We start from the raw sequence: 12107 nt of genomic DNA on the forward strand, positions 1-12107 counted from the left end.
CGATCTGAGCTTAAGGCGCTTTTTAGCTCTCTGCCTCCGTTGCTCTGGCGCACCCGGTCGTGATTGGCGAGCTTCTCGCAAGCGCTATGCGTCAGCTGTGAGGGGCGGTTCAGGCGCCGCATCAGTGCGGTACCTGTTTTCTTGGGCCTTGACACTCTGAAGCTCACGCGTAAGGATCAACTCAATTTTTAAAAATTGAGTTTCAGCGATGGCTAAAATCCACAAGCCCACCGATTTCGGTGTGCTGCTAAAACAGCATGGCTTAAAGATTTTTGAGCTGGCAAGCACCTATAAAGCTGTTGATGACAAAGGCAGATATCTGCATTGGGATGAATTCAGAAGACACCCCGCGCCGGGTGTCAATAAAGAGGCCGCGTGGGCTGCGACCAAAATGTCTCGGTCCTATGGAAGTAAGACCCTTGAACTCCGAAGTGAGTGTGACAATCCGTTTTTATTGTACATGACCGATTTTTGTAGTGCGGTTATTCACGGCATTGAGTTAGTGGCGTCAAGATTGGGTGTAGAGGCCGAATCCTCTAACAAGCAGCGTGATGATAATAAGTATCTGGTCGACTCCTTGATGATGGAAGAGGCGATATCCAGTGCGCAGTTAGAAGGGGCTGCAACGACGCGTGAGATTGCAAAGGATATGTTAGCTAAGGAGCGCGCGCCTCAAAATGATGACGAGCGCATGATTCTTAATAATTATCAGCTTATGAAAAGCGCCAAGTACAATAAGGGTGAGCGTCTTTCTATCGATCTGATCTGTGAGTTTCATAGCATAGCGACGGCGGGGATAAACGAAGAAAATGTTCATCCGGGTCAGGTCAGAGACGCTGATGATATTTTTGTTGGCGGGGCAGGTGATGAAGTTATTCACCAGCCTCCCCAAGCCGCGTTGCTGCCGGCGCGACTGGAAGCGCTATGCCTTTTTGCCAATGACAGGCACGATGGGCAGGATGGGCGGGCCTTTATACATCCGGTGGTAAAGGCGATTATTTTGCATTTCATGATTGGCTACGAGCATCCTTTCAGGGATGGTAACGGTCGGACCGCGCGCTGCTTGTTTTATTGGTTTATGCTCAAAAGCGGTTATTGGTCTTTTGAATATATTTCAATAAGTACTCTACTAAAACAAGCCCCTGTGCAGTACGCGCGCTCGTATGTTTATACTGAGACTGATTCGTTTGATTTGACTTATTTCGTGATTTATCAGTTGCGGATTATCGAGCGCGCAATTAATGAGTTCATGGATTATTTCGAATATAAAAGAGAAGAAGCTGAGGCGTTGGTGGTGTGGCTGGACGCCTTGCGTCTAAAAGATAATTTTAATTATCGGCAAGCTCACTTCTTGAAAAAAGTGCTCGCCCATCCAGGGCGCATTTTCACGCCCAAGGAACTCACCCACGACTATGATATTTCGGAGAATACCGCGCGTAAGGACTTGGAGAAATTGGTCGGTATGAAGGCGTTAATCAAAGTCCAGGAAGGCAAAGGCTTCTTGTATTTGGCCAGAGACGATGCTGAGGCCAACTTGAAAAATTTGGCTTCTGCAGGTTAGACGGCGTTCAAACCGGTTTATCTGTGGCGAGCGGGCTGTTGCGGCAAGCCCGCTCTCCTCAGTTACCGGTTGGCAATGTTTTGCAGCTCCGAGCCGCTTACATAGCGCTGCAGATTCGCCACAAACGTATCGGCAATCTCTTGCCGGCTGTTGGTGGAAATCGCCGAGGTGTGCGGTGACAAGCGCACGCGTGGATGGCTGTACAACGGGTGCCCGTCCGGCAACGGTTCCGGTTCGGTCACGTCGAGCGACGCCAGGCCGACCTGGCCCCTGTCCAGCGCTTCCAGCAGCGCCGCCTGATCAAGCAAACCACCGCGCGCGATGTTAATCAGGTGCAGCCCCGGCTTGGCGCTGCCGAGCACGTCACGGTTGATGATATGCCGCGTGGCCTCGGTCAGCGGCGCCGCGAGTACCAGGTGGTCGGCGCGGGCAAACAGGTCGTGGATGTCCCGCGCGGCCTCCACGCCGGCCACCTCAACCGGCGTTTGGCTGTGGCGCAGCGCGACCACATGAATGCCCAGCGCCTGGGCCTTTTGCGCCAGGCGTTGGCCAATTGCGCCAAAGCCGAGAATCCCCAGCGTGGTGCCCTTGAGCGGCCTTAGCGCAGTGAAGTTCCACTCGGCGTTATTCACCCAGATGTCCGGCAGGTGCTTGGCTGCGGCAAAGATCGCCGCCAGCGCGAACTCGGCCAAGTTGTCGGCGGCGCTGCCACGCGAGGTGGTGACCGGCGGGCCGTTGAACAGCCATTGCGGGTAAAAGTCGATGCCCGAAGACACCAGGTGCACCCACTGCGCGCCATACGGCCAGCCGGGCGGTGGCGTGTGCGGTGCGCTGTAGCCACGCACATTGATCGGGCGCAGCAGCAGAATATTCGCCTGCGGCGGCAGGTCGCTCGGTACGCCAACCGGCACGCCGATCACCTGCGCTTCGGGATACAGCGGCGCCAGGCGTGCGCGAATGACCTGGTTGTAATCTTCGTCCAACTGGCTGGCGATAATCACCTGGCTCATGTGCGTTCCTTTTGACGTTGGGCGAACAGCGCTTTGCCGACGCCCTGCAACACCGCATCGTTCTGTGGGGTGTGCACGCGACTGCAGAGCACGTCGCGGTAATGCCGTTGCAGCGGGCTGTGGCGCGACAGGCCGGGGTTGCCCGAGGCCTCGATGGCCAACTCGACGGCGCGGATCGCATTGCCGGTCACCAGGTACTTCAACTGCGCGGCGTTGGCGACCGGTGTGTGGCCGTCGGCAGCCGCGTCGAGCAGGCTGCGGTTGGCAAACAGCAGCGTGTCGATATGGCCGACGATCTCCTGAAAGCGGGGCAAGGTCGACAGCGCGGCGCCGAGGTTCGAGGGCGTGCGTTCTTCCAGCCAGTTCACCAGCCAATCGCGCGCGGCCTGTGCCACGGCGTCATACACCGAGGACAACAACACCGACATCCACAGCAAACCATCGCCATCCAGCTCCGGTTGCGGTGCGCTCCACGGGCTGACGCTGACCGCGTGGTCCAGCGGCACCAGCACGTTGTCGAACACCACTTCATGGCTGCACGTGGCGCGCATGCCCAAGTGGTCCCAGGTGTCGATGATGCTCACGCCGGGGCTGTTTTTCGGCACCAGCCAGGCACCTACCAGCGGGTCCTCATCGTTGCTGCGCGCCCACACGCTGAACCAGCTCAGGCCATGGCTGCCAGTGGAATAAATTTTGCGCCCGCTGATGCGCCAGCCCTCGGCGGTGCGCACTGCGGTGGTCGCCGGCAAGCCGCCGCGGGCCGGTGTGCCGAGGTCGGGTTCGACGCGCAGGGCGTTGATCAGCGCGCCGTTGCGCACCGCGTCTTCGGCCACTTGCACGCGCAGGTGCTGCGGCCAGGTTTTGCTGTCTTGCAGACGCGTGTGTTGCAGGTACTGCATCACCAGAATCAGCGCAGTGGAAGGCTCGCCCTTGGCAATCGCGCTGATGGCCTTGCGCGCCCTTGGCAAGCTGGCACCGCCGCCGCCGAGGGCCTTGGGCACGGTGAGCGCGACCAGGCCGTGGTCATGCAGCCGCTTGAAGTTTTCGTGGGGGAAGGCGCCGCTCTCGTCATACACGTGAGCGGTGGCGGCCAGCTCACCACTGAGGCGTTCCAGCAACGCTTCGAAGTTGGCGACTTCGACCGAGCGCAAGGAGGGTTGCGAGGATAGGCTCATGCCAACGCCTCCACCTGTTCTTCGACCTCGGCGGCGACGCTGTAACGGTTGGCCGGCACTTGCAGTTCAAGGTTATCGCGCAGGGTGTGGCCGCTGTACTCGCTGCGAAACAGCCCGCGTTGCTGCAACACTGGCACCACCCATTCGGTGAAGTACTGCAAGCCGTCCGGCAACACCGAGTTGATGATGAAGCCATCGCTGGCGCCGGTCTCGAACCAGGCCTGCAGCGTATCGGCGACTTGCTCGGGAGTACCGACAAAATCACGCTTGGGCCGCGAAAAACGCAGCGCCACTTCGCGCAGCGTCAGGCCTTCGTCACGGGCCAATTGCTTGATGCGGTCAGAGCCGCCTTTTTGGCTGTTGGAGCCGAGGTCGCCGAGCTCCGGGAACGCCTCATCCAGCGGATATTGGCTGAAATCATGGTCATTGAAGGGCCGGCCGAGGGCGACAATCGCGTCTTCGATGGTCACCAGGTCCACGGCCTGCTGATAGCGGCTTTCCACTTCGGCGGCGTCACGCCCGACAATCGGGCGAATACCCGGCAGGATCGACAGGCTGTCGGCGTCACGGCCAAAGCCTTGGGCGCGGCGTTTCAGGTCTTGGGTGTAGGCCAGGCCTTCTTCAATGCTCTCGACGTGCACAAAGATTGCGTCGGCGTTTTGCGCGGCAAAGTTACGCCCGTCTTCGGAAGTGCCGGCCTGAAAAATCACCGGCTGGCCCTGGCGTGAGCGCGCGATATTCAAGGGGCCTTTTACCGAGAAAAACTCGCCTTTGTGGTTCAGCGCATGCAGCTTGCCCGGGGCGAAAAACTCGCCGCTGTGCTTGTTGTAGGTAAAGGCGTCGTCTTCCCAGGAGTCCCACAGGCCTTTAACGGTGTCGACGTGTTCCTTGGCGATGCGGTAGCGCACGACATGCGGTGGGTGCTCGGCCTTGCTGAAGTTATCGGCGGTGCCGCTCAGCCACGACGTGACCACGTTCCAGCCAGCGCGGCCGCCGCTGATATGGTCCAGCGACGCGAACTGGCGCGCCACCTGGTAGGGCTCGGTGTAGCTGACGGTCACGGTGGCGACCAAGCCGATATGGGTGGTCAACGCGGCCAGCGCCGAGAGGATAGTCAGCGGCTCGAACCGGTTGAGGTAGTGCGGGCTGGACTTGGCGTGGATATGCAGGCTGTCGGCAATGAAAACGAAGTCGAACTTGGCCGCCTCGGCCAGTTCAGTCTGCTGCTTGTAGAACGCAAAATCAGTACTGGCATTCGGCAGCGCCTGTGGGTGGCGCCATTCGCCCCAGCCGTGGCCGACTCCGTGGACCATGGCACCGAGTTTCAATTGACGTGGCTTGCTCATGTTCTGCTCCTTGTGGCGCGATGCTTTTTATCAGCGCGATGCTTGGGAAAGTGGCACACGCTTGGCGTTGAAACTCTTGTCGAAGCCCTGCGACACGTCGATGTGTTGGGTAATCAGGCCTTCTTTTTGATAAGTGTCGGCAGTGGCTTGCAGGCCGCTGATCACGCTGTCGTCGATCATCACCGGGGTCAGGTGTGTGGCCTTGGCCACCTCGACGTGCACCGCCAACGGCAGGCGGGTGATCTTCGCCTGAGCGGCGGCGTACTCATTGGGGTGGGTGTTGGCCCAGGCGTAAGCGCGGTCGACGCGGGCGACAAAGTCGTCCAGTTGCGGGCGCTTATCGGCGATGGCCTGGCGGGTGGCCGCGAGGTACAGGTGGTTGCTCAACAGTTGGTTGCCGCTGATCAGCACGCGGGCCTGGCTTTGCGAGGTGACCACGGTGGTGTAGGGGTCCCAGGTGGCCCACGCGTCGACGGTGCCGTTATCCAGTACCAGGCGTGATTCGCTGGGCAGCAGGAAAATGAACTGTACGTCCTGGGTGGTCAGGCCGGCGCTGGCCAGCGCCTTGATCGCCAGGTAATGGCCGATCGAGCCGCGCCCGGTGACAATTTTTTTGCCCTTGAGGTCGGCCACCGTCTGGATCGGCGAGCCTTTGGGCACCAGCAGCGCGGTGGTGTTGCGCCCCTCGGCGTGGATGATGCTGACCACCTTGAGCGCAGCGCCAGCACCGAGGGCGAACACGTACGGCGCATCGCCGAGCGCGCCGACATCCACGGCGCCGGCATTCAAAGCTTCGCCCAGTGGCGAGGCGGAGGGGAACTCCGACCACTGGATTTGATAGGGCAGGTTTTTGGTTTCGCCGGAGACTTCCAGCAGCGCCTTGATCGTGGATTTCTGGTTGGCCACCCGCAGCGGCTGCAGGTCGGCGGCATGGGCCGTGGTGATCAGGCTGAGGGCGAGCGTGGTGCCCAGGAGCAGGCGTTTGAAGGGAGTGGTAAAGACCATGAGATGCGGGCTCCAGGCAGATCAATAAAGGGGTTTGCTACCTCCGCCTGGAGAAGGGGTCGGTGAGGGGTTAACGTTATGCCTATAAAAACTGGCTGTGAAGTTCTTTTTGGTTATATGTTAATTATTAAAATAATTGATTATGTAAGGTTTGATTATTTGTTTTATGCATTTGGTGGGCGGTAGCTTTCTGTGGCGAACGGGATCTCTGTGGCGAGCGGGCTTGCTCGCGTTGGGCTGCGAAGCAGCCCCAAAACCAGGCGCTGAGGAGTGCCTGAAACACTGCAATCCTCATTAAAGGGGCTACTTCGCAGCCCAGCGCGAGCAAGCCCGCTCGCCACACAAGCCCGCTCGCCACACAAAACCGCTCATCCCAACAAGAGGGCTTGCCACTTAAGCCTCAAATCACATAGAAACCATGCGTGCCGTCGCGGGCCAATTGGGCGACCAGGCCATATTCCCAATCCAGGTAAGCCTGCATAGCCTCCTTGGGGCTGTCGGTGCCTTCGTAAGGTCGGCGGTAGCGATCAATACGCGGCGAAGCCAAATGCGTTTCGCCTTCTTCGAGCGGCAACTGCGCATTGATCCAGCCAGCCGTGCCGTCTTGCAGCAGAAAAACTTGCTTGCCGGTAATGGCTTCGACGTCGGCCACCGCCCAGCGCGCCAGTTGGCTGCTGCCGCAGGTGAGTACATAACGCTGGGCAGACGGCACGTTGGCCAACGCCTCGGGCAGTTGCGCGCGCAAGGCCCACCAGGCGCCGGGGATGTGGCGTTTGACGTAATTGGCGCTGGCGGTGAAATCCAGCACCACGGTGTCGCCATGTTCCAGCCATTCGGCGAGGGTCTGCGGGCTGATCAATTCGGCCTGCGGTGGCGCGGGAACAGGCGCCACCCAAGTGCCCTGTTGGCTGAAGTGCGCCGCGTCCAGGCCATCCAGTACCTGCACGTCCCAGCCCAGTTGGGCCAGCCAGGACGCCGACATGTTGGCGCGCACGCCGTCATCATCCACCAGCACCAACCGCGCGCCGCGCACGCTGGCGACGTGGTCGGTTTCCTGCACCAACTGGCCGCCCGGCGTTGAGCGCGCGCCCGGCACGTGGCCGGCTTCGAATTCTTCCGGGGTGCGCACGTCGAACAGGTAGGTGGTGCGGCCCGGTTCCGACTGCCAGCGTTGCAGGTCGGCGAGGCTGGCACGGCCGACGCCGGCGGTGTCGGCCACGCGGCGTGCAGCCTCAGCGGCGAGCTGGCGATGTTCTTCAGCGGTCGGCGCAAAGCGGCGCGATTGGCCATGCGCGAGCTTCTGCCCGGCCAGGGTCCAGCCGATGGTGCCGTTGCGCAAGGCCGACACCGGGTTGGCCACGCCCGCGTTGATCAGCGACTGGGTGCCGATAATGCTGCGGGTACGCCCTGCACAGTTGACGATGATTCGGGTGGCCGGGTCGGGCGCCAGTTCACGCGCGCGCAACACCAACTCGGCACCGGGCACGCTGATGCCGGTGGGAATGCTCATGGTCTGGTATTCGTCGAAGCGGCGGGCGTCGAGCACCACCACATCGGCTTGGCTGTCGAGCAACGCTTGCACGTCTTCGGCGGCCAGGGACGGCGTATGGCGCTCGCTCTCGACCAGTTCACCAAAGGCTTTGCTTGGCACGTTCACATCGATAAACAGCTCGCCACCGGCGCGGCGCCACCCTTCAAGGCCACCGTCGAGCAGGCCTACGTGGGTGTAGCCCAGCGCAACCAGGCGCTCGGCGGCGCGACTGGCCAGCCCTTCACCGTTGTCGTAAACGGTGATGTGGGTATCGCGGCGCGGAATGCGCGAATACACCTCCAGTTCGAGCTTGGACAGCGGGATATTCGCAGCGAACAGCGGGTGAGCCTCGGCAAACGGCGCTTCCTCACGCACGTCCACCAATGCGACTTCTTCATGGGCCAACAGGGCCTGGCGAATCTGGGCGAAGCTGCGGTTCGATACGCGGGTCATAGGGCAGGGCTCTTTTCTTTGGACAAATCCCAGATGTTCGGGAGGTAGGCGTTGGAATAACCGGAGATAAACAGTTTTTCGCTGCCGTCGGGCTGGTACACCGCGCGGCGCACGGCACCGATATTGGCGCCATACACATGAATGCTGATGGACACCTGGTCGCTGTGCGCATTGCTGACCTGATGGATGTCGCCGACCTTGGGCGACACCGCCTCGACTTGGCCGGGCACCAACTGAATCGGTTGGCCTTCGGCGACGAGGCTGCCGCCCGGTGCGCGTTCAAAACCTTGCGAAAGCTCCGCGCCGCGCAACATGCCAATCAGCCCCCACACCCGATGGTCATGAATCGGCGTGCGTTGCCCCGGCCCCCAGACAAAACTGACGACGCTGAAGCGCTGGCGCGAGTCGGCATGCAGCAAAAATTGCTGGTAGCGCTCGGGGTCGGGTTGCGCGTATTCGTCGGGCAGCCAGTCATCGTGGCTCACCAGTTGCGCCAATAGCTTGCCGCCACGGTGCAACAGGTCGCCTTCGCGTGGGTTGCCGTCGATCAATTCCGCCAGGGCGCCTATAAAGGCTCTGAGTCGTTCGGGGTGTCGGGCCTGAGTCATGGCAATTCCATCAGATAACGTAACGGGTGTGGATTGATCGGTTTATCTAAGCATAATGTTTATATTTAATATGCTATTTTTTAATGATTAGCTTATAGCCGAAGGTAATTTAGAACCGCGCTGAATAGCGTTAGACGTTATCGATCACAGCGCGGGCTATTCAGATAGCGTTGCGACAACTATGCTTGGCGCACATCTTAATGACTGTTCTCTATGCGCGGCCAAAATGAAAATTGATGATATCGATGCCTTTGTCGAAGTGATTCGTTGCCAGTCCATCAGCCATGCCGCTGAGTCGTTGCAACTGACCCAGCCGGCCATTACCCGCCGCGTGCAGAACTTTGAGCAGGCATTGGGTGTGGAGCTGTTCGACCGCAACACCAAGCCGCTCAAGCCCACGCTGATCGGCACCCGGGTTTATGAGCAATGCCGGTTGATCCTGCGCGAGATGGATGCGCTGCGTGAACTGGTGGCCACCGATGCGCCGCCCACCGGCTTGTTGCGCCTGGGTGTGCCGCAGACCATTGGCGACGTGGTGCTGCTGGATGCGCTCAAGCACCTGCGCACGCAATACCCCGACCTGCGTGCCCAGGTCGCCACGGGCTGGGGCAGCCAATTGGTCGGCAAGATCGAACGCGGCGAGCTGGATGCGGCCGCGGCGCTATTCCCGGCGGGCAAGATCTTCCCGGACAACATCGTTGGCGAGTCCATCGGCAAGATGGAATTGGTGGTGGTGTGCGCCAAGGCGCAACTGCCGAAGAAGCCCTGCAAGCTCGCGGATGTGTACCAGAACGGCTGGGTTCTGAACCCGGATGGTTGCGGTTTTCGCGCGGGTTTGCAGCGCACCTTGTCCGACCAGGGCCTGGTCCTGCGGGTTAACCTGGAAACCTTCGGTACCGAGCTGCAGTTGGGGCTGGTGGCCGACGGCTTGGGCTTGGGCCTGGTGCCCCGTCCTTTATTGGAGCGCAGCGCGCATCGCGAACAATTGGCGGTCATGCCGCTCAAGGACTTCAAGCCGGTGATGGACCTGTGGCTGATCTACCCGCATTTTCTCGGCAACCTGCAAGGGCCGGTGGATGCATTTGGCAAGTGGGTGACGGACGCCCTGCAGAAGGTTCGTAGCGCGGCCTGATTTGGGGAAGGTCAGTATGAAAAAAAATAATAATTAGCTTAGATTAAAATGTGCTTTTTATTATTTTTGGCCATCCCCTAGGCTGACTGGAAGTCCTTAAGGCCATCCAGGAAGTTTTGCCATGAGCAGCGTCACCTCCCTATCCAGCGTGTCCAGCAACGTCCGTCAGCGTGTCACTCCACAAGAGTGGGAGGTGCGCGTCAAACTGGCCGCCGCCTATCGACTGGCGGCCTTGTACAAGTGGACTGACCACATCTACACGCACTTCTCCGCCCGTGTGCCGGGGCCGGACGAGCATTTTCTGATCAACGCCTTTGGGCTATTGTTTGATGAAATCAGCGCCTCCAATCTGGTCAAGGTCGACCTCGACGGCACTATCGTCGACGACCCTACCGGCCTGGGCATCAATTACGCAGGCTACGTGATCCACAGCGCCATTCATGCGGCCCGCCACGACTTGCAAGCGGTGCTGCACACGCACACCCGTGACGGTATTGCGGTGTCGGCGCAGAAGGAAGGTTTGTTGCCGATCTCTCAGCATTCGATTGGTTTTTCCGGGCGCGTGGCGTACCACGGTTATGAAGGCGTGGCGCTGGACCTGGACGAGCGTGAGCGGCTGGTCGCGGACTTGGGCGACAAGAGCGTGATGATCTTGCGTAACCATGGTTTGTTGACGGCGGGGGTGAGTGTGGAGCATGCGTTTCAGCAACTGCAGGGGCTGGAGCGTGCGTGCAACATTCAGATTGCGGCGCAGGCGGCGGGGAATGCGGAATTGGTGTTCCCGCCAGCCGAGGTTGTGGCCAAGGTCGAGAAGCAGGCTGAGGTGTTTAAAGCAGGTGATGGGCCAGGGGTCGCGCGGCATTGGAATGCGTTGATCAGGCAGTTGGAGCGCACCGATACAGACTACAAAAACTGACCCTGAGCCCGTAGCAGATCCAAAGGTGAAAGGAGCCTTGTGTGGGGGCCTTGTAAGAGGGGCTTTGTGTGGGGGAGGGCTGTTGTGAGATTGGCCTTTTGTGGGAGGGGGCTTGCTCCCGATTGCAGTGTGTCAGGCGCCACCTGTATGCCTGATGTACCGCTATCGGGAGCAAGCCCCCTCCCACATGGGTTTCAAGGTGTGGTTAAGCGACTTTTTTGGCCTGCTCGCGTTCTGCAACCAGTTGTCGCGTAAGCGGGATCAGTCGCTTGCCGTAATCAATCGCATCATTGAGCGGGTCAAAGCCGCGAATCAGGAAGGTGGTAATCCCCAAGTCGTAGTAATCCAACAATGCCTCTGCGACCTGCTCGGCGGTGCCCACCAACGCAGTTGAATTGCCTTGCGCCCCGAGCAACCCGGCGATTCCGGTCCACAAGCGCTTATCCAGCCGCGACCCTTGCGCCGCTGCCGCCAGTAACCGGCGCGAGCCTTCGTTCGGCGGTTCACGCTTTACAAAGCCATTCTTCTCGGCCAACTGCGTGGCCTGCTGCAAAATGCTCTCGGCGCGTGCCCAGGCCAGTTCTTCGGTCTCGGCGAGGATCGGCCGCAACGACAAACTGAAACGAATCGTACGCCCATGCTTGGCCGCTTCAGCGCGCACTTGGGTGACGACTTCGCGCACCTGTTCGTAGGTTTCACCCCACAGCGCATACACGTCGGCATGCTTGCCCGCCACCGCAATCGCCGCCGCTGAAGAGCCGCCGAAGTACAGCGGAATATGCGGCTGTTGCGGTGACTTCACGGTCGAGTGCGCGCCTTCGACTTGGTAGTAGGTGCCAGAGAAATCGAAGGGCTGCTCACGGGTCCATTCCTGGCGGACCACGCTGAGGTATTCGTCGGTGCGTGCGTAGCGTTCGTCCTTGCCGATGTAGCTGCCGTCGGCGCGCAGCTCGCGGTCATCGCCGCCGGTGATGATGTGCACCGCAGTGCGCCCGCCGTTGAATACATCCAGCGTGCTGAACTGGCGTGCAGCCAGCGTGGGCTGGGCGAAACCCGGGCGGTGGGCAATCAGAAACTGCAGCTTTTGGGTCACGCTGGCGGCGTGCGAGGCAATCAGCGTGCTGTCCGGGCTATTGGAATGGAAGGCCACCAGGGCGCGGTCGAAGCCGGCCTCTTCGTGGGCGCGGGCCACGGTTTCAACGTAGTCCGGTTGCAGGGTCGGGCCGCTGCGCGGGTGTATCTCGGAAGCGTGGTGGCCACCAATGTAGCCGATGAATTCAATGCTCATGGTCTGTCCTTGTCGAGTACGTGATTAACACCTCCGCCAGGCAAGGGGTCGGTTATTCACGTCAAAACTAGGGGCTGCGGCC

10 protein-coding genes are annotated in these 12107 nt (G+C 60.2%); 3 read left to right on the forward strand and 7 right to left on the reverse strand.

What is annotated here, in order from left to right; all coding sequences use genetic code 11:
• Nucleotides 1–208: 208 nt before the first annotated feature.
• On the forward strand, nucleotides 209–1561 hold the full coding sequence (locus ACOZK9_RS25610; RefSeq protein WP_122249897.1) for a Fic family protein: 1353 nt from the start codon (nucleotides 209–211) through the stop codon (nucleotides 1559–1561).
• Nucleotides 1562–1623: 62 nt separating this feature from the next.
• Here the strand turns inward: ACOZK9_RS25610 and ACOZK9_RS25615 are convergent, their stop codons facing one another.
• From ACOZK9_RS25615 to ACOZK9_RS25640, 6 genes are all read right to left on the reverse strand, one after another.
• Entirely contained in the window at nucleotides 1624–2571 is a 948-nt protein-coding gene (locus ACOZK9_RS25615) for a D-isomer specific 2-hydroxyacid dehydrogenase family protein (protein WP_421556847.1), read from the reverse strand.
• A complete protein-coding gene (locus tag ACOZK9_RS25620) occupies nucleotides 2568–3746 on the reverse strand; it encodes an acyl-CoA dehydrogenase family protein (RefSeq protein ID WP_122249899.1) in 1179 nt (392 codons plus the stop codon). Before ACOZK9_RS25620 ends, ACOZK9_RS25615 begins: the two co-directional genes overlap by 4 nt.
• Entirely contained in the window at nucleotides 3743–5092 is a 1350-nt protein-coding gene (locus ACOZK9_RS25625) for an LLM class flavin-dependent oxidoreductase (RefSeq protein ID WP_421556848.1), read from the reverse strand. Before ACOZK9_RS25625 ends, ACOZK9_RS25620 begins: the two co-directional genes overlap by 4 nt.
• Before the next feature lie 30 nt (nucleotides 5093–5122).
• Nucleotides 5123–6097 carry an ABC transporter substrate-binding protein gene (locus ACOZK9_RS25630; protein WP_421556849.1) on the reverse strand — a complete coding sequence of 325 codons (975 nt, stop codon included), beginning with the start codon at nucleotides 6095–6097 and terminating at the stop codon, nucleotides 5123–5125.
• Nucleotides 6098–6497: 400 nt separating this feature from the next.
• Nucleotides 6498–8081: a rhodanese-related sulfurtransferase gene (locus ACOZK9_RS25635; RefSeq protein WP_421556850.1), complete on the reverse strand. Its 1584-nt coding sequence runs from the start codon at nucleotides 8079–8081 to the stop codon at nucleotides 6498–6500.
• Nucleotides 8078–8689, reverse strand: coding sequence for a cysteine dioxygenase family protein (locus tag ACOZK9_RS25640; protein WP_152746428.1), 612 nt, complete (start codon nucleotides 8687–8689; stop codon nucleotides 8078–8080). The genes ACOZK9_RS25635 and ACOZK9_RS25640 overlap by 4 nt, the downstream gene beginning before the upstream one ends.
• Nucleotides 8690–8915: 226 nt before the next feature.
• Here ACOZK9_RS25640 and ACOZK9_RS25645 point away from each other — a divergent pair, with 226 nt between their 5' ends.
• Nucleotides 8916–9821 (forward strand): LysR family transcriptional regulator, encoded by a 906-nt coding sequence (locus ACOZK9_RS25645; RefSeq protein ID WP_152746429.1) that lies wholly within the window; start codon nucleotides 8916–8918, stop codon nucleotides 9819–9821.
• 121 nt (nucleotides 9822–9942) lie between these two features.
• Entirely contained in the window at nucleotides 9943–10737 is a 795-nt protein-coding gene (locus ACOZK9_RS25650) for a class II aldolase/adducin family protein (RefSeq protein WP_122249904.1), read from the forward strand.
• A 205-nt stretch (nucleotides 10738–10942) separates the two neighbouring features.
• On the opposite strand, the gene ACOZK9_RS25655 is transcribed toward ACOZK9_RS25650, so the two are convergent.
• On the reverse strand, nucleotides 10943–12025 hold the full coding sequence (locus ACOZK9_RS25655) for an LLM class flavin-dependent oxidoreductase (RefSeq protein WP_421556851.1): 1083 nt from the start codon (nucleotides 12023–12025) through the stop codon (nucleotides 10943–10945).
• Nucleotides 12026–12107: the final 82 nt, after the last annotated feature.

Origin of the sequence: Pseudomonas kitaguniensis, from assembly GCF_049199985.1 — a bacterium.
Lineage (GTDB): Bacteria > Pseudomonadota > Gammaproteobacteria > Pseudomonadales > Pseudomonadaceae > Aquipseudomonas > Aquipseudomonas kitaguniensis.

Coding starts and splice junctions, on each gene's coding strand:
- ACOZK9_RS25610 (WP_122249897.1), top strand. CDS start 209: ATGGCTAAAATCCACAAGCCCACCGATTTCGGTGTGCTGCTAAAACAG.
- ACOZK9_RS25615 (WP_421556847.1), bottom strand. CDS start 2,571: ATGAGCCAGGTGATTATCGCCAGCCAGTTGGACGAAGATTACAACCAG.
- ACOZK9_RS25620 (WP_122249899.1), bottom strand. CDS start 3,746: ATGAGCCTATCCTCGCAACCCTCCTTGCGCTCGGTCGAAGTCGCCAAC.
- ACOZK9_RS25625 (WP_421556848.1), bottom strand. CDS start 5,092: ATGAGCAAGCCACGTCAATTGAAACTCGGTGCCATGGTCCACGGAGTC.
- ACOZK9_RS25630 (WP_421556849.1), bottom strand. CDS start 6,097: ATGGTCTTTACCACTCCCTTCAAACGCCTGCTCCTGGGCACCACGCTC.
- ACOZK9_RS25635 (WP_421556850.1), bottom strand. CDS start 8,081: ATGACCCGCGTATCGAACCGCAGCTTCGCCCAGATTCGCCAGGCCCTG.
- ACOZK9_RS25640 (WP_152746428.1), bottom strand. CDS start 8,689: ATGACTCAGGCCCGACACCCCGAACGACTCAGAGCCTTTATAGGCGCC.
- ACOZK9_RS25645 (WP_152746429.1), top strand. CDS start 8,916: ATGAAAATTGATGATATCGATGCCTTTGTCGAAGTGATTCGTTGCCAG.
- ACOZK9_RS25650 (WP_122249904.1), top strand. CDS start 9,943: ATGAGCAGCGTCACCTCCCTATCCAGCGTGTCCAGCAACGTCCGTCAG.
- ACOZK9_RS25655 (WP_421556851.1), bottom strand. CDS start 12,025: ATGAGCATTGAATTCATCGGCTACATTGGTGGCCACCACGCTTCCGAG.